Source organism: Patescibacteria group bacterium (assembly GCA_016784145.1).
Lineage (GTDB): Bacteria > Patescibacteriota > Patescibacteriia > UBA2591 > UBA6264 > BS150m-G65.
On sequence record JADHVF010000002.1, the window covers coordinates 114,312 to 133,495 of the forward strand.

A 19,184-nucleotide genomic window follows, 5' to 3' on the forward strand; every position below is an offset into this window, starting at 1 on the left:
TTATGCAAGAATTAATTTTAGAATTAAAAGAGTTTAAAAAGAGGCTTCAAGAAATTGGAGAATATCTTTGACCTTGCTAATAAAAAAATAATTATTAAAAAAATCGAAGTTGAAATGACCTTGCCGAGTTTTTGGGAAGATAGGGTTAGAGCTGAAACAGAATCAAAAAAATTAGAAAAATTAAAACAAAATTTAGCCAAATACCAAAAAATAAAAGTAGAAGTAAATGATTTATTAGAAATATCTAATATAGACAAAATAGATCAAACAGTTAATTTAAGAAAAGAAATAGAAATACAATTTTCTAAAGTAAAAAAACAACTCCTTGATTTTGAAGAGTTGTGTTTTTTAAATGGAAAATACGACCAAGAAAATGCATGGTTGTCTATATTTGCTGGAGCAGGAGGAGATGATGCTCAGGATTGGGTTGAAATGCTTTTAAGAATGTATTCAAAGTATGCTAAGCAAAAAGAATGGGATTTTAGAATTGTTGAAGAATCAAAAGGAACAGAAGCAGGACTTAAAAGCGTGGTAATAGAAGTGAGAGGAGATTTTGCTTATGGATTTTTAAAAAATGAAGCAGGAGTTCATCGTTTAGTTAGAATTTCTCCATTTGATGCTGAAAAAACGAGACATACATCTTTTGCAATGGTGCAAGTTTTACCAGAAATAGATGATATAGGAGTTGTTATTAAACAAGATGATTTAAAAGTTGATACTTTTTTATCGTCTGGACCAGGAGGACAGCATATGCAAAAAACAGAGTCAGCTGTTCGAATTACTCATTTGCCAACTAAAATTTCAGCTAGTTCGCAAGTTGCTAGGTCTCAGTCTAAAAACAAAGACAGGGCTTTAAAAATTTTAAAATCAAAATTATATCATTATTTTCAGGCAGTTAAACAAGAAGAAAAGGATATGATAAAAGGGGAATTTAAGTCAGCTTCATGGGGAAATCAAATTCGTTCATATGTTTTGCATCCATATAAAATGGTTAAGGATTTAAGAACAAAATTTGAGACAAATGATGTGAATTCAATCTTAGATGGCAACTTAAATGAAATAATTGAAAGCAAATTAAAATTTAAATAATTATTATTATATGTGTGGAATAGTTGCCTGTATTGGCAAAAAAAATACAACAGAAATTTTATTAAGAGGGTTAAAGCGATTAGAATATCGTGGTTATGATAGCGCTGGTTGTGCGGTTTTAAACAAAGGGAGAATTAAAGTTATTAAAGAAAAGGGAAGAGTTTTGTGGTTAGCTAAAAAAATTAAAATAGAGTCATTGGATGGAAGTTTAGGGATTAGTCATACTCGTTGGGCCACTCATGGAGAGCCAAACAAAATTAATGCCCACCCCCATTTTGATTGTAAAAAAGAAATTTTTTTAGTGCATAATGGAATTATTGAAAATTACAAAACATTAAAATCATGGCTAAATAAACGAGGTCATAAATTTTATTCTAATACAGATACAGAAGTAGTAGCTCACTTGATTGAAGAAAATTATCCTACGAGCAGGGGGACTAATACAAAAGATTCAGAAGGCAAAAATAATAATTTATTAATTGCTGTTCAGAAAGCACTGGCATTGGTTGAGGGAACTTATGGTTTGGCAATTATTTCATCTTTGGCTCTTGATAAATTAATTGTGGCCAAAAAAGGGAGCCCTCTTGTTATTGGTATTGTTAAAAAGGGAAAATATATTGTTGCTTCAGATCCAGCAGCAATTATTGAACACACTAGAAAAGTTATTTATTTAAGTGACGGGGAAATTGCTATTTTGTCAAGCAAAGGATGCCAAATAACAGATTTAGAAAATAGAAATATTACAAAACAAATTGATAAAGTGTCATGGGATTTATCTAAAATAGCTAAACAAGGATTTGATCATTTTATGCTTAAAGAAATATTTGAACAATCAGAATCAATAAAAAATTGTATAAGAGGAAGATGCCTAACAAAAGAAGCAAGAATACAGTTAGGAGGTATAAATGATTGGATTGATTTTTTAAAAAATGTTAATGGGTTTGTATTTTTGGCTTGTGGAACATCTTGGCATTCAGGGCTTATCGGAGAGTATTTATTTGAACACTTAACAGGTATTTTTAGTAAAACAGAATATGCTTCAGAGTTTAGGTATAAAAATACGCCAATTGATAAGCAAAAAGCATATTTTGTTCTTTCTCAATCAGGAGAAACAGCGGATACATTAGAATCATTAAGAAAAATAAAAGAAAATAATGCAAATGTTTTTGGCATTGTAAATGTGGTTGGTTCAACTATTGCCAGAGAAACTGATGCGGGCGTTTATATTCATGCTGGCCCAGAGATAGGGGTTGCTTCAACAAAAGCTTTTACATGTCAGGTAGTTGTTTTAGCACAAATTGCAGTATTGCTGGGAATAAAAAGAGGCAGGATAAAACCATTAGAAGCAGCCACAAGAATTAAATCAATTGATAGTATTCCAGCCAAAATAAAACAAATATTAAATCAAAATAAACAGATTAAAAAATTAGCAACTAAATATTACAAGTTTAATAATTTTCTTTATTTAGGCAGGGAGTACAACTTTCCAACTGCTCTTGAAGGAGCCTTAAAATTGAAAGAAATTTCGTATATTCACGCAGAAGGCTATCCAGCCGCAGAAATGAAGCATGGACCAATTGCGCTGATAGATAAAAATATGCCAGTAATAGTTGTAGCAACTGATACGGTTGATAATGTTTATCAAAAAGTAATTAATAATATTGAAGAAGTTAAAGCCAGAGGAGGAATTGTTATTGCTATTGCTACTAAAGGTAATCAGGCCATAAAAAAGATAGTTGATGAAGTTATTTATGTTCCAAAAATAGATGGATTTTTGACTCCAATATTAAATGTTGTGCCGTTGCAACTTTTAGCATATCATATGGCTGTTTTAAGAGGTTGCGATGTGGACAAACCAAGAAATTTAGCAAAGAGTGTAACAGTTGAATAAAAATGAAAAAAAAATTAGGCAAAATTCATGTTTATACTGGAAACGGAAAGGGCAAAACAACTGCTTGTCTTGGCAGTGCAGTCAGGGCAGTTGGTTGGGGATTGAAAGTCGGAATTATTTTTTTTGCTAAAGGAGGATTTGATTATGGAGAAAGAAATAGTTTACTAAAAATAGGGATTGATTTTTGGGTAAATGGAATTTCTCATTTTAATAAAAATAAGAGTAAATATGATTTTAAAATAAGTAAACAGGACAAAACAGAGGCAATCAAAGGCATGATTATTCTGGAGCAAATTTTTAAAGAGAATCAATATGATTTAATAATTCTTGATGAAATAAATTTTGTTTTAAAAGAAAAAATGATTGATAAAGATTATTTTGTAAATTTATTAAAACATAAACCAAATAACATGGAATTAATTTTGACGGGCAGGGGAGCATTACCAGCCATAATAAAAATAGCTCACCTGGTAACAGAAATGAAATTAATAAAACATTATTATTATCAAGGAGTTAAGGCTAGACAAGGAATAGAATATTAAAGATTTTATTAAGAAATAAATAAAAAAATGAAAATATTTTTATCTTTTATTGTAGGGGTTGCAATTACCTCTTTTTTGTTTATCCCAGCAATTGTTTATATTCCTTTATTTTTATTGATTTTAATTATATTTGTGTTTATTAAACCAAAACAAGTATTGCCTGTTTTGGTTATTTTTTTATTTTTTATACTTGGCGTAATTCGTTATGAAATAAGCCTTCCAAAAATAGATAAAAATCATGTTAGTTTTTATAACAACCAAACAATTGTTTTTCAGGGAAAAGTTATTAAAGAGCCAATTAAGAGGATTGATAAATTAAAATTAATTATTGGCAATGTTTCTTTTCAGAAACATAAATTAAAAGGCAGAATATTAGTTAACGCGCCTGTTTTGTCTGATTACAAATACGGAGATATTTTAGAAGTTGAGTGTAATCTTAATCAATCTCAATCATCTGATAGATTTAATTATTATGAATGGCTTGCTAAAGATGATATTTATTTTAGTTGTTATTGGCCTAAAATAAAAATTATTACCAGAAAGACAGGCAATTTTTTTTATGAAAAAATATTATTATTTAAATCTAATGCTAATAGTTTAATTAATAAAAATTTTTCTCAACCTCAGGGATCAATTTTGACCGCAATGTTGCTTGGCATTCGCCATCAAATACCACCCTTAACAAGAGATAATTTTAGTCAGGCAGGCATATCGCATATTCTGGCTATTTCAGGGCTTCACATTAGTATTATTTGTTTACTATTAATTACTTTTTTTGTAAACACATTGCATATTAGCCAAGCCAAATCTTTTTATTTAATGTGTTTTGCTATTTCTCTTTTTGTTTTATTGGTGGGAGCGCCAGTTTCAGCGGTCCGGGCAGCTATTATGGGGATTATTTTATCTTATGCAACCAAAATAGGGCGTCCTAAAAATTTTATGCAAACACTTGCTTTTGTTTGCGTTTTAATGCTACTGCTAAACCCAAGAGTTTTAAAATCTGATATAGGATTTCAATTATCTTTTATGGCTGTTTTAGGCATAGGAATGTTTAGAGATTATTTTAATCATATTTTTAGTCAAGTTCCAAACAACAATAAATTTCCATTAAGGTATTATTTATCTATTACTTTGTCAGCTCAAATTTTTGTTTTACCATTAGTTTTGTATTGGTTTGGAAGCTTGTCTTTAATATCTTTATTATCTAATATTTTAATTTTGCCTTTATTATCATTTTTAATGATATTTGGTTTTCTTTTTATTTTTTTAGGATTGATTTTTCCTTGGTTGGTAAATTTTTTGTTATGGCCTGTATGGATATTATTGACTTATGTTGTTTTAATAGCTAAAATTGGAGCAAATATTCCATATTTATCGTTTTATATCAAAGATTTTTCGTTTTTGGGAGTAATTGGGTTGTATGTCTTGATATTAATTTGGTTTTTTAAAATTAAAGGAATAACAAATCATAAATTATGAGAAATTATCCATGTTAAGTAAAGAAATTTTTTTTAAAAAAAGTATTTTTATTATTGGAATATTATTTTTAATAAGCCTTATTTTTTTAGGATATATTTATTGGCTGGCTTGTTTAAATGATACTAATTTAAGAGTAATTTTTTTAGATATTGGACAGGGTGATGCTACTTTAATTCAAACGCCAGCTCATCAAAATATCTTAATTGATGGTGGTCCTGATATAAATATTATTAATAAATTAGACAAGTATATCTCTTTTGACAACAGAATTATAGATATAATTATTTTAACTCATACAGGACTAGATCACTTAACAGGATTAGTGGAGGTTTTAGAGCGATATCCAGTTAAGCAAATAATTAGCAATGGGCTTGACGACTCAAAGCCACTTGTTTATAAGTGGCAAAATCTTATTAAGAAAAAAAATATTCCACACAGAATTATTGATGCTCCTATAGATATTAAGGTAGAAGAAAATGTTTTAATGAAATTTTTTTGGCCTCAGCAATCATTGGTTAAGGATTTTAAAGCAGATGATAATTTTACCTCTATTGTAATGAAATTAGTTTATAAAAATAATAGTTTTTTGTTTACAGGAGATGCTACTAAAGAAACAGAAGCAGAGTTGATTAACAATGATATTGATTTGTCTAGCGATGTTTTTAAGGCAGGCCATCACGGCTCAAAATATTCTTCAACCATGGATTTTTTAAAAAAAATTAATCCAAGTTATGGAGTTATTTCATCAGGAGAAAATCAGTTTGGTCATCCTAGTTTGCGGGTTTTAAAAAATTTAACTCAATTAATACCATATGATAAAATTTTTAGAACAGATAAAAATGGGGATATAATATTTAAAACTAATGGGAATAATTTAGTTTTTCAATTACAAGATTCTTGGTTTCAATAAATAGACATGGACAGATTTTAGAAAAAATGTTATAATATTTTATAACATAATTAATAAATACACTTGACATTGTATTTGTAATATTGTTATAATTATATTCACTAATAAACTAATAATTTGATTTGTAGATATTTTTTAACCTACAATCTAAAATGAGGAAAAATTAATATGGCAGCTAAAGAAAAATTCGAAAGAACAAAGCCGCATTTAAATGTTGGTACAATTGGTCATGTTGACCATGGCAAAACAGCTTTAACAGCGGCAATATTAAAAGTTTTAACAGCTTCTGGAGGAAAGGCTGAAACAAGAAGTGTTGATGAAATTGACAATGCTCCTGAAGAAAGAAGTAGAGGAATTACAATTTCGTTAGCTCATGTCGAGTATGAAACAGACAAAAGACATTATGCTCACATTGATTGTCCAGGACATGCTGACTATGTTAAAAACATGGTTACTGGTGCAGCTCAAATGGATGGAGCTATTTTGGTTATTTCAGCCACTGATGGTCCAATGCCTCAAACAAGAGAGCATATCTTGCTGGCTAGACAAGTTGGAGTACCATCTATTGTCGTGTTTTTAAACAAGACAGACCAAGTTGAAGACAAAGAGTTGATTGAACTTGTTAAAGAAGAAGTTAAAGACATTCTTAAAAAGTATGAATTTCCAGGAGATGAGACCCCTATTATTGAAGGCTCGGCTACTAAAGCAATAGAATGTGGTTGTGGAAAAACAGATTGCGAGCATTGTGGACCAATCTTAAAATTGCTTGATTCCCTTGATTCATATATTCCAGAACCAAAAAGAGATACAGAGAAACCATTTTTAATGCCAATTGAAGATATTTTTTCAATTGAAGGCAGGGGAACAGTTGTTACTGGAAAAATTGAAAAAGGAATTGTTAAATTAAATGATGAGATTGAAATTGTAGGATTAAGACCAACAACTAAAACAATTGTTACGGGCATAGAAATGTTTAGGAAGTCATTAGAAGAAGGGTTTGCTGGAGATAATGCAGGTATTCTTTTAAGAGGAACTAAAAAAACAGACATTGAAAGAGGGCAAGTAATTGCTAAGCCAGGGACTGTTACTCCTCATACAGAATTTGATTGTCAGGTTTATATTTTATCCAAAGAAGAAGGGGGCAGACATACCCCATTTTTGGCTGGGTATAAGCCCCAGTTTTATATTAGAACAACTGATGTTACTGGCGAAGCGTTTTTACCAGAAGGAACTGAAATGGCTATGCCAGGGGATACATTAGACCTTAAGGTTAAACTCTATAAACCAATTGCACTTGAAGAAAAGCAAAGATTTGCAATTAGAGAAGGTGGGAGAACAGTTGGAGCAGGAGTTGTAACAAAGATAACCAAGTAATGTTTTGATTTAACAGTTAGAATATTAGTTTAGAAATGAATTAGTTTTTTATAATGTAATGAAAAATAAAAGTAAGCAAAAAGACAAAATTGTTGCTAAAAAATTAGACAAGAAAGAATATAAACCAAAGATTCGTATCAAGGTCAAATCATATGACCATAGAATTATAGATGAAGCAATTAAAAACATTATTGAATCTTTGAAGCATTTAGATGCTAAGATTATTGGCCCAATTTTTCTTCCAACTGAAAAAAGAAAATATACTGTTTTAAGGTCTTCTTTTGTTCATAAAGATTCAAGAGATCAATATGAAAAAAGAACCCACAAAAGGCTAATTGATATTATTGATTTTAACCCAAAAGTAATAGAAAAGCTGACAGGGTTAGATTTGCCTGCTGGAGTAGATATTGAAATAAAAATGTAGTGTTTTTATAAGATAAAAAGTTTTACAAATAAAATAGTTTTTAATTAAGATTAAAAAACCGTTTTAAAAAAACGAAGTGTTGATTTTAATTACATGACTCCATTGCCAAAGATTTAAAATTAAATTAATTTTATTGCCCGGATTTAGCCGGTAAATTATTTGGCTGTCCGGTTTTTTAATTAGCCAGAATTGTTTATGAAATTTATTCTTGGAAAAAAATTAGCCATGACTCATATCTTTAATAAAGATAATGAAATTATTCCAGTGACGAAGATTCAATCTGGGCCATGTTTGGTTGTTCAGGTTAAATCAAAAGACAATGATGGATATAATGCAATTCAAGTTGGATTTGAAACAAGAAAAAAAATAAACAAAGCCAGTCAAGGGCATGTTCAGGGACTTTTAAAAAAAAATGAAAATACATTTAAGTATTTAAGGGAGTTTAGAATAAATGATAGTAAATTAAAAAAAGGAGATATAATAAATGTAGATATTTTTAAGGTTGGAGACATGGTTAAGATTTTAGGAAAGACAAAAGGCAGAGGATTTCAAGGGGTTGTTAAAAGACATGGATTTCATGGCTCTCCAGCTAGTCATGGACATAAAGATCAGTTAAGAATGCCTGGATCAATTGGAGCTACTGGTCCGGCTAGAGTTTTTAAAGGAAAAAAAATGCCTGGCAGAATGGGAAATAATTTTAAAACAGTTTATGATTTAAAGATCGTTAAAATTTTTCCAAAAGAAAATATTATTCTTGTTAAAGGGTCTATTCCTGGGGCTAGAAATTCATTATTAAAAATTGTTGAAGCTTAAAAAATAGGTTTATGATTAAAGTGGATGTATATAATCAGCAAGGAAAAATTGTTGATACCAAAAAATTAGATTCAGATATTTTTGAAAAAGAAATAAACAATGATTTAGTTCATCAGGTTGTTGTGTCTCTTTTATCAAATAAAAGACATCCATTTGCGCACACAAAAACAAGGTCAGATAAAAGAGGAGGGGGGAGAAAGCCATGGAGGCAAAAAGGGACTGGTAGAGCCAGAGCAGGTACAATTCGTTCTCCACTTTGGCGTGGAGGAGGAGTAACCTTTGGACCAACTAAAGAAAGAAATTATCAAAAAAAGATTAATAAAAAATTAAGAAAAAAAGTTTTTTTAATGTGTTTGACAGATAAAGCAAAAGAAAAAAATATATATGTATTAGATAAAATTGATTTACAAGAAATAAAAACAAAAGATTTTTTTAATATATTATCAAAATTAAAAATAGAGCAGAATAAAAAAATTCTTTTTTCCTTGGATGACAAAAATATAAAAACAATTAAGTCAGCTAGAAATATTAAAAATATAAAAACAATTAAGATTACAAGTTTAAATATATTAGATATCTTGAAATCAGATTATTTATTAACCACGGTAAAAGGAATTGATAAAATAGTTAAACACTATAAACAAATTTAATGTATGTTATTCTTTTCTAAAAAGAAAATTAAAACAGATTCAAAAGTTGATAAAAAAACTCAACCAAAGAGGGGTGATTTAGCTGTTACAAGTAAAACAAAGAGACAGTCAACTAAAATTAAAAAAAAGACTCAAACAACCAATAGTGGTTCAGTTGTTTCAAAAAAAGTTCCCCAAAAATCAACTCAAAAAGATAAAATATTGAAGCATGCCACAGGGTTGGCATATTTATCATTAACCAGGCCTATTATTACTGAAAAGGCAATGGTTTTACAAGAACAGGGAGTGTATACATTTGAGGTTCCAATTAATGCTAATAAAATAATGATAAAGAAAGCAATTAAGGAACTTTATGGATTTATGCCTGTTAGAGTTAACATAATAAAGTCAAAAGGAAAAAGAAAAAGATATGGCAAAAGCATGGGGATTACAAAGAAAAGAAAAAAAGCATTAGTTTATCTTAAAAAGGGAGAAAAAATAGAATTTTCTAAAAAATAATATGTTAAAAGTTCATAAACCAACAACTCCTTCCAGGAGAAAAATGAGTCAGATAAAAAATCCAGAATTAAGCAAAGACAGACCTGAAAAAAAGTTGATAACAATTTTAAAATACAAGGCAGGTAGGTCAAAAGGCAAGGTTGTAACCAGGCATAAAGGCGGACAAGCAAAACGTTTTTACAGAAAAGTTGATTTTAGACGAGAAAAATTTGATATTATTGGCATTGTGAAAGCCCTAGAATATGACCCAAATCGTTCGGCTTGGATTGCTTTAATTTTTTATGTTGATGGAGCCAAAAGTTATATTCTTGCTCCTAGTAAATTAAAAGCAGGAGATAAAATCCTAAGTTCAAAAAATAAAATAGAACCAGATAATGGAAATCGTATGCCATTAAAGCATATTTTAGCAGGAGCATTTATATATAATATAGAATTAGCTAGAGATCAAGGAGGAAAAATTGTTCGTTCGGCTGGAAATTTTGCCACTTTAATGGGATTTAAGGATAAGTATGCTCAAATTAAATTGCCTTCTGGAGAAATAAGATTAGTTTCAAAAGAATGTTCAGCTAGTTTGGGGCAGGTAAGTAATAAAGAATGGCGTTTTGTTCGTTGGGGGAAAGCAGGCAGAATGCGTCATAGAGGAATTAGGCCAACTGTTAGAGGAAAAGCGATGGCTCCGGTTGCTCATCCTCATGGAGGAGGAGAAGGAGGTTCTCCAATAGGGTTAAAACATCCTAAAACGCCGTGGGGAAAGCCAGCATTAGGTGTTAAAACTCGTTCAAAAAAGAAATGGACAAATAAATATATAGTTAAGCATAGAAAACATAAAAAACGTAAATAAAATAATTTATGTCTAGAAGTCTTAAAAAAGGTCCTTGGATTGACCAAAGATTATTAAAAAAAATTTCAAAATTAAAACAAGGAGACAAAACAGTAATTAAAACATGGTCAAGGGCATGTGTTATTGTTCCTCAAATGATAGGATTTACTATTGGTGTTCATAATGGAAAAATATACGTGCCAGTTTTTGTTGTTGAAAACATGGTTGGACATAAATTAGGAGAATTTTCCTTAACTAAAAAGTTTGTTAAGCATGGAGGAAAAATGCAGAGAGAAGCTGAAAAAGTCAATAAATAATAATAATGAATATAATAGCAATTACAAAAAATATCAGAATTTCACCAAAAAAAATGAGACAGGTTAGTATTGTTATAAAAGGAATGAATGTTCTTGATGCGATTGATTCTCTAAATTTTATTACCAGAAAGTCAGCTTCTTTTATTTTAAAAACGCTAAATTCAGCTATTGCTAATGCTGAAAATAATTTTTCTCTTAAAAAAGAAAATCTTTTTATAAAAGAAATTATGGTTGACGATGGTGTTACTCTTAAAAGATGGCGTGCTCGAGCATTTGGCAGAGCTGCTCCAATAAGAAAAAGAAGTTCTCATTTAACTATTATTTTAAATCAAGTTAAAGAAGAAAAAATAAAAAAGAAAGTCCAAAAATTAGCAGAGCCAAGCATTAAAAAAATCGCTAAATCTGGCGAACCAGTTTCTGTTCCAAGAGAAAAGCAGAGTAAATTAACAGACATGGATAAAGATAAACAAGCTAAGCATGAAGAAATTTTTGATAGTCGTATGAAAGGGAAACATCGGTCTAAGCAACATGTTGATAATGTGACTCAAAAACAATCAGGAGGAAGATTAAGTAGAATTTTTAGAAGAAAAAGTATATAAAAAATTATTATTATGGCCAGAAAAGTTAATCCAAAAATTTTCCGTATCCCATTTACAAGAGATTGGGAATCAAAATGGTTTGCTAATAAGCATGAGTTTAAAGATTTTTTAAAGAATGACTTACAAATTAGAAAATTTTTATCATTAAAATTAAAAAATTGCGGAATTTCTTCTATTAAAATAGAAAGACTATTAAATTCTATAAAAATTATTATTCATACTTCAAAACCAGGTATAATTATTGGTAGAGGAGGGACAGGGATCCAAAAAATTAGAAAGCAAATTAAGGACAAGTTTTTAAAAGAGAATCAATCCATTGAATTGAATATAGTAGAAGAAAAATCGCCAATGTTGTCAGCCAATATTATATTAGAGGAAGCAATTAGTGCCATAGAAAAAAGATTGCCTTATCGTAGAGTTATGAAAAAAATAATTAGAGATGTAAGTACGGCTGGAGCAAAAGGTGTAAAAATTATTATTAAAGGGAGATTAAATGGAGCTCAGATTGCTAGGTCAGAAAAATTAATTTGGGGGCAACTTCCTCTTCAAAAAATGAGAGCAGATATGGATTATTCTAGAGGAGCGGCTCATACGGTTTTTGGGGTAATTGGAATAAAGGTTTGGATTTATAAAGGCCAACAATTTAAAAAAGAAAAAGCAGATTAAATATACATCATATGTTAATGCCAAAGAAAACAAAATATAGAAAAAGTCATAAAGGAAGAAGACGCACAAAGGGAGTTGCAAATAGAGGTCATGTTTTAAGCTTTGGTGATTATGGATTAAAATCATTGGAACAAAATTGGATTACTTCTCGCCAAATTGAATCTGCTCGTAAAACCATATCAAGACATATTAAAAAACAGGGAAAATTATGGATTAGAATTTTTCCAAGCAAGCCAATAACAAAGAAAGGAGCAGAGGTTCCAATGGGAGGAGGGAAAGGAGCGGTTGAATATTATGTTGTCCCAATTAAGCCAGGAACAATCATATTTGAAATTACTGGATTAGACGAAGAACTGTCTAAAAAAGTATTAAAATCAGCATCACATAAATTGCCAGTTAAAACAAGAATTGTGTCTAAAATTTAAATTTTATGAAGATAAAAGAAATTAGGCAAAAAAGCAAACAAGAATTAAATAAATTATTATTAGAATCTCATGAGAAATTGAGAGAATTAAGATTTAAAGTTCAGTTAAAACAGATAAGAAAAGTTAGAGATATGCGAAAAGCTAAAAAATTAATTGCTAAAATTTTAACTATTTTAAAAGAAAAACAAAATGATTAAAGGAAAATTCAAAGGAATAGTTGTAAGTGATAAAATGGATAAGACAATTATTGTTAATGTAACTAGAATTAAAAAGCATCCATTATATAAAAAAAGATATAAACATAATAAAAGATTCAAGGTTCATGATGCCAAGGGCATGGCTAAAGAAGGAGACAATGTTTTATTCCAAGAATGCAGGCCTTTATCAAAAGATAAAAGATGGCGATTAATAGAAATTATTAAATAATAAATAATATATGATTCAAGTAGAATCAAAACTTAAAGTTATTGACAACTCGGGTGCAAAAATTATTATGTGCATCAAGGTTTTGGGTGGATACAAAAGAAGATATGCCAGAGTTGGAGATATGATTACAGCTAGTGTAAAAAAAGCAACTCCTCATACTTTGACAAAAAAAGGGGAAGTTGTTTATGCTGTTATTGTCAGAACAAAAGCCCCTGTTAAAAGAAAAGATGGCACTTATGTTAGATTTGATGACAATGCTGCTGTAATTATTGATAAAAAAACAAAATTACCAAAAGGCAATAGAATTTTTAGTGTAGTCTCTAGAGAGTTAAGAGCCAAAGGTTATCTTAAAATTATTTCATTATCTCCAGAAGTATTATGAAAATTAAAAAAAATGATATAGTTAAAATTTTATCAGGCAAAGACAAGGGCAAGCAAGGCAAGGTGCTAAGAGTTTTGCCTGCTCAAAATAAAATTGTTATTGAAGGATTAAACTTAAGTGTTAAGCATGTTCGTCCTAAAAAAGCAGAAGAAAAAGGGCAAAGAATAAAAATGGCCATGCCCTTAAGTCTTTCTAATGTTACTTTAATTTGCCCTAGATGTAAAAAAACAGTTAGAGTGGGATATAAAGTTTTAAAAAATGGCAATAAGAGAAGGTTTTGTAGAAAATGTAAAGATGTATTTAAATAATTTTTTCATATGACTTTAAAAGAAAAATATCAAAAAAAGATAATTCCTGAGCTTGTAAAAATTTTTAATTTAAGTAATAAATTAATGGCCCCCAAAATTCTTAAAATTACTGTTAATGTTGGGATTAATTTGGATATTTCAAAGAAAAATTCTAAATACATAGAGATAGTAGAAGATACAATAAAGCAAATAACAGGCCAGATTCCAGTGAAAGTTTTTGCTAAAAAAGCTATAGCAGGATTTAAAATAAGGCAAACAAATATTGTTGGAGTCAAGACTGTGTTGCGTTCTAATAAAATGTATGATTTTTTAGAAAAATTTATTAAAATTACTTTGCCAAGAACAAGAGATTTTAGAGGAGTAAGAATAACAAGTATTGATAATGGAGGGAATTTATCTGTTGGCATTATAGACCAAGTAGTGTTTCCCGAGATAATTCCTGAAAACATTCAAAGATCTCACGGGCTTCAAGTTGTTATTACAACTAGTGCGCCTAACAAAGAGCAGGCAATTGCATTATTTAAATTATTAGGGATTCCATTTAGAGAAAATAAATAATTATTTTTATGGCTACTAAAGCGCAAATAATTAAATCAATCAAGAAACCAAAATATTCCAGCAGGCTTGTTCGTCGTTGTTGGAGATGCGGAAGGAGGCATGGATATATGAGGGAGTTCGCCCTTTGCCGTATTTGTTTTAGAGAATTAGTAAATAAAGGAGTAATTCCAGGAATAAGAAAATCATCTTGGTAATTTGTATGTTTTAATTAATTAAATCGATTAATTTTATGACAGACCCAATAGCTGATATGTTAACCAGGATAAGGAATAGTCTAGCAGTGAAAAAAACAGAAGTATTAATTCCTTATTCAAACAAAAAACTTAAAATTGCTGAAATTTTAGCTAAACAAGGATTTGTTAAAAAAATAGAAACTCTTTCTATTAAATCAACAAAAGAGGATGTTTTAGATTCTAGATTTAAGCAAATAAAAGTTACATTAAAATATGATAAAAATGGACATCCTTTTATAAATAATTTAAAACGCATAAGCAAACCAGGGTGTAGAATATATGCAACTAAAGACAAAATACCAAAAGTCTTAGAAGGAGGCGGAATAATTATTATTTCTACATCAAGCGGATTAACCACGGGCAGTGATGCTAGAATAAAAGGGGTGGGAGGGGAATTAATTTGTGAAATAAGAAAAAAAATAACTAATTAAAATTATGTCTAGAATAGGACGAATGACAATTGATATTCCAACTGGAATTAAAGTGGAATTTAAAGATAATATTATTCATGCTAAAGGAGATAAAGGAGAATTATTTCAATCTTTTCCTGATTTTATTGATGTTAAAATTAAAGATAATAAGATTAATGTATTTGTTTTAAACCCAGAATTAAAAAAACAAAAATCAATGTGGGGGACGGCTTCAAAGTTAATTTTTAATATGATAGAAGGGCTGTCTAAGGGATTTACTAAACAATTGAAATTAGTTGGAGTTGGGTATAGAGCTGAAACAAGAGGAGATGTTCTAATTCTTAAAGTGGGGTTTTCTCATTTAGTTGAATTTCCTATTCCAGTTGGAATAGACATAAAAGCAGAGAAAGACATGGTAACTGTTTCGGGTATTGATAAGCAAGCAGTAGGAGATACTGCTGCTAAAATTAGAAGAATTAGAAAACCAGAGCCTTATAAAGGAAGAGGGATTCGTTATAAAGATGAAGTTGTTTTAAGAAAAGCAGGCAAAAAAGCTACGGCTGGTGATATTGCTTAATAAATATTTATGAATAGAAAAAATAAACAAGACAAAAGAAAGGCAAGGCACAACAAAATAAGAGCAAAAATAAATGGCACTAGTAAATGTCCACGACTATTTGTGTTTAGAAGCAATAAATATATATATGCACAAGTAATTGATGACAACAAAGCTCATATAATTTTATCTGCTAACAGTCAAAAGATAAATAACAAAACAAAAACACAGGCAGCTAGTGAAGTAGGTAAGTTGGTTGGCCAAGGATTGATTGGTAAAGAAATTAAAAAAATTGTTTTTGATAGAGGAGGATATAAATATCACGGCAGAGTAAAAGCACTAGCAGAGGCAGTTAGAAAACAAGGAATAATTTTTTAAATTACATTTTTTAGAATAAAAAATAAATTATGCCAATAAAAAAAATAACCAAAAGACAGCCAAGAGATAGGAATGTTAGAGAATATGAACAACAATTAGTTGATTTAGCCAGAGTAACAAGAGTTGTTAAAGGGGGAAAAAGGATGCGTTTCAGGGCTTGTCTTGTTATTGGAAACAAAAAAGGAAAAATTGGAGTAGGAGTAGCAAAAGGATTGGATGTAGCTATAGCTGTTCAAAAAGCAATGAAAAAAGCAACCAAAGAAATAAAGGAAATAAAGATTGTTAACCATACTATTCCTCATGCCATAAAAATAAAACATAAATCTGCTAGAATTTTATTAAGACCTGCTAAGCAAGGACATGGCATTGTTGCCGGGGGAGTAGTGAGAATAGTTTTAACTTTAGTCGGAATAGAAAACGTTACAGCTAAAATTTTAGGTTCAAAAAATAAAATAAATAATGTCCGTGCAACTATTAAAGCATTGGAATCTTTTAATGATTAATATTTTTTATGTCTATTAGTTTATCAAATTTAAAATCCACTATTAAAAGAAAAAAGAAAAAACGCGTAGGGAGAGGGGATTCTTCTAAAGGAGGAAATTATGCAGGCAGGGGACGAGGTGGACAACGCTCAAGAAGCGGAGGCAAAAAAGGGTTAAAAATAAGAGGGTTGAAACGAAATATTAGAAATTTACCAAAGCTTAAAGGGTTTAAGAGCTCAAGGCAGAGATTGGCTATTTTAAAGTTGGTTGATCTTGAAAAATTATTTAAAAATAAAGATATAATTGGTCCTAAGGAATTAAAAAAATTAAATTTAATAAAAACAAACAAGACAAAATACAAGGTTTTAATGTCAAGCACATCTATTTCATTAAAAAAAGAGCTTAATATAAAAGCACATGCTTTTTCTAAGCAAGCAAGTCAAGCAATAGTTAAGGCCAAGGGCAAAGCAATAATTATTAATAGTATTAAGTAATATGAAAGCATTAGATAAAATAAGACAAGTATGGCAAATTAAAGACTTAAGAAAAAGTATTTTATTTGTTTTAGCAATGTTAACTATTTTTAGAATAGCAGCTCATATTCCAGTCCCAGGAGTTAATGTTGCCAATTTGAAAGAATTTTTCTCTCAAAATGAAATGTTAGGCATGTTAAATATTCTCTCTGGAGGAGCAATGTCTAATTTTTCTATTGTAGCAATGGGAATTGCTCCTTTTATTACGGCTTCTATTATTATGCAGTTATTGACAATGGTTATTCCAAAGTTAGAAGAAATTAGCAAACAAGGCGCTACTGGTAGGCAAAAGATAAATCAGTATTCAAGGCTTTTGACAATTCCATTGGCCTTGCTTCAATCTTATGGGATGATTATGCTTTTTAGACAATCTTCAAGTCAAATAATCCCTGAATTAACAAAATTTCAAATGGCCAATGTAATAATTGTTATGATGGCTGGTACAATATTTTTAATGTGGCTAGGAGAATTAATTACAGAAAAGAAAATAGGCAATGGAATTTCTCTTATTATATTCGCAGGCATAGTAGAAGGAATCCCTATTTCAATCCAACAAACTATTGTTACATTTTCAAAAGAACAGATAATTAATTTGTCAACAATTACTGCTTTAGCTTTAATTACCATTTTAGGAGTTGTTTTTATTACAGAGGCTCAGAGGAATATTCCGATTTCTTATGCTAGAAGAATTAGAGGGAATAAAATGTATGGCGGTATGGACACGTATTTACCTTTAAGAGTAAATCAAGCAGGAATGATTCCAATAATTTTCGCGATTTCAATAGTTTTGTTTCCAGGATTAATAGGTCAAATAATGTCTAGGGCTGATTCTTCTTTTATAGCTGGTATTGGTCAATCAATGATTAATTTATTTCAAAATCAAATTGTTTATGGGGTTGTTTATTTTATTTTAGTAGTGGCTTTTACATATTTTTATACTAGTATTATTTTTCATCCTAAACAAATTTCTGATAATTTACAAAAACAAGGGGGGTTTATCCCTGGCATTAGGCCGGGCCAACCAACTTCTAAATATTTATCTAATATTAGCAACAGAATAATGTTAGCAGGAGCAATGTCATTAGGTATAATTGCTGTTTTGCCTATCATTACTCAAAACGTTTTTAAGGTGACTACATTTGTGGTTGGGGGAGCAGCGATTTTAATTGTAGTTAGTGTAGTCCTAGAAACAGTCAAGCAGATTCAAGCTCAAATTTCAATGCATGAATACGAAGGTGTTTAAAAATAAATATGAGCATATCAATAAAAAATCAATCCGAAATTGAAGCAATGATTCAATCTGGTAAGCTTTTATCAGCCATATTAAAAAAGGTTGTTAAACAAACTGTTCCAGGGATAACCACAATAGAATTAGATAGATTAGCAGAAGAATTAATAGTAAAAGCGGGCGCTCAGCCGGCTTTTAAAAATTTTAAGCATGGCCATAATAAATTTCCTGCTTGCCTTTGTGTCTCAATAAATGAAGAGATTGTTCATGGGATTCCATCTAATAGAATTATTAAAAATAATGACGTTATTGGGCTAGATTGTGGTTTAAAATATAAAGATTTTTTTTCAGACATGGCTGTTACTTTAATCATGGGTAGAGGATCAAAACAAACAAGAAAATTAGTAAAAGTTGCTAAGCAATCTCTAGACAAGGCAATAGAAATAATCAAACCAGGGATTTATTTAGGAGATATTTCTAATACAATTCAATCATATGTTGTTAAAAATAATTTTGCTGTTGTTAGGGACCTTACTGGGCATGGAATTGGCAGAGAATTACATGAAGAACCAAGTATTTTTAATTATGGAGAGCCAGGAACTGGCCCTATTTTAAAACAAGGAATGACTTTGGCATTAGAGCCAATGATTACAGTCGGTGATTGGAAAGTACGAACATTAAATGATGGTTGGACGATTGTTACGGCTGATAATAGTTTGTCAGCTCATTTTGAGCATACAATTTTAGTGACTAAAAATAAAGCAAAAGTTTTAACAAAATAATATGTTTTTAGGAATAGATTTTGGAAAAAAATATATTGGCACATCATTGGCAGATGAGAATTTAAAAATTGCCAGTCCATACAAAGTTTTTATAGAATTAAAAGAACAAGATTTATTTAAAAAACTTAATAATATTATTTTAGAGAAAAATATAATAAAAATTATTGTTGGTTATCCAATTGGATTGTCTGGCAAAGAAACAGCCCAAACGAGAAAAACAAGTGTTTTTATAAAAAAATTAAAAAAAGAAACAAACATAAAAGTTGTTGAATCTGACGAAAGGTTCACAAGTAAAATCGCAGATAATTCATTAAAAAATATGAAAAACAAGCAAGCAAAGATATTTAGTCATGCTGTAGCAGCTGCTATTATCTTGCAGGATTATCTTGATTATAATAAATAGTTTAATGT

Annotated in this window: 29 protein-coding genes; all 29 read left to right on the forward strand. The window is 29.8% G+C overall.

Features of this window, described 5'->3' with window-relative positions:
- Nucleotides 1–54: 54 nt before the first annotated feature.
- The gene (gene prfB / locus ISS06_01735) at nucleotides 55–1,089 is read left to right on the forward strand and encodes a peptide chain release factor 2 (GenBank protein MBL7053900.1); all 1,035 of its coding nucleotides are present in this window, start codon (nucleotides 55–57) and stop codon (nucleotides 1,087–1,089) included.
- Nucleotides 1,090–1,099: 10 nt separating this feature from the next.
- The gene (gene glmS, locus ISS06_01740; GenBank protein MBL7053901.1) at nucleotides 1,100–2,980 is read left to right on the forward strand and encodes a glutamine--fructose-6-phosphate transaminase (isomerizing); all 1,881 of its coding nucleotides are present in this window, start codon (nucleotides 1,100–1,102) and stop codon (nucleotides 2,978–2,980) included.
- Nucleotides 2,977–3,522 carry a cob(I)yrinic acid a,c-diamide adenosyltransferase gene (locus ISS06_01745; GenBank protein MBL7053902.1) on the forward strand — a complete coding sequence of 182 codons (546 nt, stop codon included), beginning with the start codon at nucleotides 2,977–2,979 and terminating at the stop codon, nucleotides 3,520–3,522. Before glmS ends, ISS06_01745 begins: the two co-directional genes overlap by 4 nt.
- A 27-nt stretch (nucleotides 3,523–3,549) precedes the next feature.
- Entirely contained in the window at nucleotides 3,550–5,001 is a 1,452-nt protein-coding gene (locus tag ISS06_01750; protein ID MBL7053903.1) for a ComEC/Rec2 family competence protein, read from the forward strand.
- 10 nt (nucleotides 5,002–5,011) lie between these two features.
- Complete coding sequence (locus tag ISS06_01755) at nucleotides 5,012–5,911, forward strand: MBL fold metallo-hydrolase (GenBank protein MBL7053904.1); 900 nt, start codon at nucleotides 5,012–5,014, stop codon at nucleotides 5,909–5,911.
- 168 nt (nucleotides 5,912–6,079) lie between these two features.
- A complete protein-coding gene (gene tuf, locus ISS06_01760; GenBank protein ID MBL7053905.1) occupies nucleotides 6,080–7,285 on the forward strand; it encodes an elongation factor Tu in 1,206 nt (401 codons plus the stop codon).
- Nucleotides 7,286–7,343: 58 nt separating this feature from the next.
- A complete protein-coding gene (rpsJ, locus tag ISS06_01765; GenBank protein MBL7053906.1) occupies nucleotides 7,344–7,709 on the forward strand; it encodes a 30S ribosomal protein S10 in 366 nt (121 codons plus the stop codon).
- A 195-nt stretch (nucleotides 7,710–7,904) separates the two neighbouring features.
- The gene (gene rplC / locus ISS06_01770) at nucleotides 7,905–8,522 is read left to right on the forward strand and encodes a 50S ribosomal protein L3 (protein MBL7053907.1); all 618 of its coding nucleotides are present in this window, start codon (nucleotides 7,905–7,907) and stop codon (nucleotides 8,520–8,522) included.
- Between the two features lie 11 nt (nucleotides 8,523–8,533).
- The gene (gene rplD / locus ISS06_01775; protein ID MBL7053908.1) at nucleotides 8,534–9,172 is read left to right on the forward strand and encodes a 50S ribosomal protein L4; all 639 of its coding nucleotides are present in this window, start codon (nucleotides 8,534–8,536) and stop codon (nucleotides 9,170–9,172) included.
- A gap of 3 nt (nucleotides 9,173–9,175) precedes the next feature.
- Nucleotides 9,176–9,670 (forward strand): 50S ribosomal protein L23, encoded by a 495-nt coding sequence (gene rplW / locus ISS06_01780; GenBank protein ID MBL7053909.1) that lies wholly within the window; start codon nucleotides 9,176–9,178, stop codon nucleotides 9,668–9,670.
- 1 nt (nucleotide 9,671) lies between these two features.
- Nucleotides 9,672–10,511, forward strand: coding sequence for a 50S ribosomal protein L2 (gene rplB / locus ISS06_01785; protein ID MBL7053910.1), 840 nt, complete (start codon nucleotides 9,672–9,674; stop codon nucleotides 10,509–10,511).
- 8 nt (nucleotides 10,512–10,519) lie between these two features.
- On the forward strand, nucleotides 10,520–10,807 hold the full coding sequence (rpsS, locus tag ISS06_01790) for a 30S ribosomal protein S19 (GenBank protein MBL7053911.1): 288 nt from the start codon (nucleotides 10,520–10,522) through the stop codon (nucleotides 10,805–10,807).
- A gap of 5 nt (nucleotides 10,808–10,812) precedes the next feature.
- On the forward strand, nucleotides 10,813–11,406 hold the full coding sequence (gene rplV / locus ISS06_01795; GenBank protein MBL7053912.1) for a 50S ribosomal protein L22: 594 nt from the start codon (nucleotides 10,813–10,815) through the stop codon (nucleotides 11,404–11,406).
- Nucleotides 11,407–11,418: 12 nt separating this feature from the next.
- Nucleotides 11,419–12,072: a 30S ribosomal protein S3 gene (rpsC, locus tag ISS06_01800; protein ID MBL7053913.1), complete on the forward strand. Its 654-nt coding sequence runs from the start codon at nucleotides 11,419–11,421 to the stop codon at nucleotides 12,070–12,072.
- Between the two features lie 11 nt (nucleotides 12,073–12,083).
- The gene (gene rplP, locus ISS06_01805; GenBank protein MBL7053914.1) at nucleotides 12,084–12,497 is read left to right on the forward strand and encodes a 50S ribosomal protein L16; all 414 of its coding nucleotides are present in this window, start codon (nucleotides 12,084–12,086) and stop codon (nucleotides 12,495–12,497) included.
- A gap of 5 nt (nucleotides 12,498–12,502) precedes the next feature.
- Nucleotides 12,503–12,694, forward strand: a complete 192-nt coding sequence (rpmC, locus tag ISS06_01810; protein MBL7053915.1) for a 50S ribosomal protein L29 — start codon at nucleotides 12,503–12,505, stop codon at nucleotides 12,692–12,694.
- The gene (rpsQ, locus tag ISS06_01815) at nucleotides 12,687–12,923 is read left to right on the forward strand and encodes a 30S ribosomal protein S17 (GenBank protein MBL7053916.1); all 237 of its coding nucleotides are present in this window, start codon (nucleotides 12,687–12,689) and stop codon (nucleotides 12,921–12,923) included. Before rpmC ends, rpsQ begins: the two co-directional genes overlap by 8 nt.
- A gap of 10 nt (nucleotides 12,924–12,933) precedes the next feature.
- The gene (gene rplN / locus ISS06_01820; GenBank protein MBL7053917.1) at nucleotides 12,934–13,305 is read left to right on the forward strand and encodes a 50S ribosomal protein L14; all 372 of its coding nucleotides are present in this window, start codon (nucleotides 12,934–12,936) and stop codon (nucleotides 13,303–13,305) included.
- Nucleotides 13,302–13,613 carry a 50S ribosomal protein L24 gene (locus ISS06_01825; protein ID MBL7053918.1) on the forward strand — a complete coding sequence of 104 codons (312 nt, stop codon included), beginning with the start codon at nucleotides 13,302–13,304 and terminating at the stop codon, nucleotides 13,611–13,613. Before rplN ends, ISS06_01825 begins: the two co-directional genes overlap by 4 nt.
- 9 nt (nucleotides 13,614–13,622) lie before the next feature.
- On the forward strand, nucleotides 13,623–14,171 hold the full coding sequence (rplE, locus tag ISS06_01830; GenBank protein MBL7053919.1) for a 50S ribosomal protein L5: 549 nt from the start codon (nucleotides 13,623–13,625) through the stop codon (nucleotides 14,169–14,171).
- A gap of 8 nt (nucleotides 14,172–14,179) precedes the next feature.
- Nucleotides 14,180–14,365, forward strand: coding sequence for a type Z 30S ribosomal protein S14 (locus ISS06_01835; GenBank protein ID MBL7053920.1), 186 nt, complete (start codon nucleotides 14,180–14,182; stop codon nucleotides 14,363–14,365).
- A gap of 35 nt (nucleotides 14,366–14,400) precedes the next feature.
- Nucleotides 14,401–14,835 (forward strand): 30S ribosomal protein S8, encoded by a 435-nt coding sequence (gene rpsH / locus ISS06_01840; protein ID MBL7053921.1) that lies wholly within the window; start codon nucleotides 14,401–14,403, stop codon nucleotides 14,833–14,835.
- A gap of 4 nt (nucleotides 14,836–14,839) precedes the next feature.
- A complete protein-coding gene (gene rplF, locus ISS06_01845) occupies nucleotides 14,840–15,391 on the forward strand; it encodes a 50S ribosomal protein L6 (protein MBL7053922.1) in 552 nt (183 codons plus the stop codon).
- A 9-nt stretch (nucleotides 15,392–15,400) separates the two neighbouring features.
- Nucleotides 15,401–15,748, forward strand: coding sequence for a 50S ribosomal protein L18 (locus ISS06_01850; protein MBL7053923.1), 348 nt, complete (start codon nucleotides 15,401–15,403; stop codon nucleotides 15,746–15,748).
- Between the two features lie 29 nt (nucleotides 15,749–15,777).
- Entirely contained in the window at nucleotides 15,778–16,251 is a 474-nt protein-coding gene (rpsE, locus tag ISS06_01855; protein ID MBL7053924.1) for a 30S ribosomal protein S5, read from the forward strand.
- A gap of 8 nt (nucleotides 16,252–16,259) precedes the next feature.
- Nucleotides 16,260–16,724 (forward strand): uL15 family ribosomal protein, encoded by a 465-nt coding sequence (locus ISS06_01860; protein MBL7053925.1) that lies wholly within the window; start codon nucleotides 16,260–16,262, stop codon nucleotides 16,722–16,724.
- 1 nt (nucleotide 16,725) lies between these two features.
- Complete coding sequence (secY, locus tag ISS06_01865; GenBank protein ID MBL7053926.1) at nucleotides 16,726–18,006, forward strand: preprotein translocase subunit SecY; 1,281 nt, start codon at nucleotides 16,726–16,728, stop codon at nucleotides 18,004–18,006.
- Nucleotides 18,007–18,014: 8 nt separating this feature from the next.
- Nucleotides 18,015–18,773: a type I methionyl aminopeptidase gene (gene map / locus ISS06_01870; protein MBL7053927.1), complete on the forward strand. Its 759-nt coding sequence runs from the start codon at nucleotides 18,015–18,017 to the stop codon at nucleotides 18,771–18,773.
- Between the two features lies 1 nt (nucleotide 18,774).
- Nucleotides 18,775–19,176, forward strand: a complete 402-nt coding sequence (gene ruvX, locus ISS06_01875) for a Holliday junction resolvase RuvX (GenBank protein MBL7053928.1) — start codon at nucleotides 18,775–18,777, stop codon at nucleotides 19,174–19,176.
- Nucleotides 19,177–19,184: the final 8 nt, after the last annotated feature.

Coding starts and splice junctions, on each gene's coding strand:
- rpsE (MBL7053924.1), top strand. CDS start 15,778: ATGCCAATAAAAAAAATAACCAAAAGACAGCCAAGAGATAGGAATGTT.
- rplV (MBL7053912.1), top strand. CDS start 10,813: ATGAATATAATAGCAATTACAAAAAATATCAGAATTTCACCAAAAAAA.
- rplE (MBL7053919.1), top strand. CDS start 13,623: ATGACTTTAAAAGAAAAATATCAAAAAAAGATAATTCCTGAGCTTGTA.
- map (MBL7053927.1), top strand. CDS start 18,015: ATGAGCATATCAATAAAAAATCAATCCGAAATTGAAGCAATGATTCAA.
- rplD (MBL7053908.1), top strand. CDS start 8,534: ATGATTAAAGTGGATGTATATAATCAGCAAGGAAAAATTGTTGATACC.
- glmS (MBL7053901.1), top strand. CDS start 1,100: ATGTGTGGAATAGTTGCCTGTATTGGCAAAAAAAATACAACAGAAATT.
- secY (MBL7053926.1), top strand. CDS start 16,726: ATGAAAGCATTAGATAAAATAAGACAAGTATGGCAAATTAAAGACTTA.
- rpsQ (MBL7053916.1), top strand. CDS start 12,687: ATGATTAAAGGAAAATTCAAAGGAATAGTTGTAAGTGATAAAATGGAT.
- rpsC (MBL7053913.1), top strand. CDS start 11,419: ATGGCCAGAAAAGTTAATCCAAAAATTTTCCGTATCCCATTTACAAGA.
- ISS06_01825 (MBL7053918.1), top strand. CDS start 13,302: ATGAAAATTAAAAAAAATGATATAGTTAAAATTTTATCAGGCAAAGAC.
- ISS06_01850 (MBL7053923.1), top strand. CDS start 15,401: ATGAATAGAAAAAATAAACAAGACAAAAGAAAGGCAAGGCACAACAAA.
- rpsJ (MBL7053906.1), top strand. CDS start 7,344: ATGAAAAATAAAAGTAAGCAAAAAGACAAAATTGTTGCTAAAAAATTA.
- rplP (MBL7053914.1), top strand. CDS start 12,084: ATGTTAATGCCAAAGAAAACAAAATATAGAAAAAGTCATAAAGGAAGA.
- ISS06_01835 (MBL7053920.1), top strand. CDS start 14,180: ATGGCTACTAAAGCGCAAATAATTAAATCAATCAAGAAACCAAAATAT.
- rplC (MBL7053907.1), top strand. CDS start 7,905: ATGAAATTTATTCTTGGAAAAAAATTAGCCATGACTCATATCTTTAAT.
- rplN (MBL7053917.1), top strand. CDS start 12,934: ATGATTCAAGTAGAATCAAAACTTAAAGTTATTGACAACTCGGGTGCA.
- rplW (MBL7053909.1), top strand. CDS start 9,176: ATGTTATTCTTTTCTAAAAAGAAAATTAAAACAGATTCAAAAGTTGAT.
- rpsH (MBL7053921.1), top strand. CDS start 14,401: ATGACAGACCCAATAGCTGATATGTTAACCAGGATAAGGAATAGTCTA.
- ISS06_01750 (MBL7053903.1), top strand. CDS start 3,550: ATGAAAATATTTTTATCTTTTATTGTAGGGGTTGCAATTACCTCTTTT.
- rplB (MBL7053910.1), top strand. CDS start 9,672: ATGTTAAAAGTTCATAAACCAACAACTCCTTCCAGGAGAAAAATGAGT.
- ruvX (MBL7053928.1), top strand. CDS start 18,775: ATGTTTTTAGGAATAGATTTTGGAAAAAAATATATTGGCACATCATTG.
- ISS06_01860 (MBL7053925.1), top strand. CDS start 16,260: ATGTCTATTAGTTTATCAAATTTAAAATCCACTATTAAAAGAAAAAAG.
- rplF (MBL7053922.1), top strand. CDS start 14,840: ATGTCTAGAATAGGACGAATGACAATTGATATTCCAACTGGAATTAAA.
- tuf (MBL7053905.1), top strand. CDS start 6,080: ATGGCAGCTAAAGAAAAATTCGAAAGAACAAAGCCGCATTTAAATGTT.
- ISS06_01755 (MBL7053904.1), top strand. CDS start 5,012: ATGTTAAGTAAAGAAATTTTTTTTAAAAAAAGTATTTTTATTATTGGA.
- rpsS (MBL7053911.1), top strand. CDS start 10,520: ATGTCTAGAAGTCTTAAAAAAGGTCCTTGGATTGACCAAAGATTATTA.
- rpmC (MBL7053915.1), top strand. CDS start 12,503: ATGAAGATAAAAGAAATTAGGCAAAAAAGCAAACAAGAATTAAATAAA.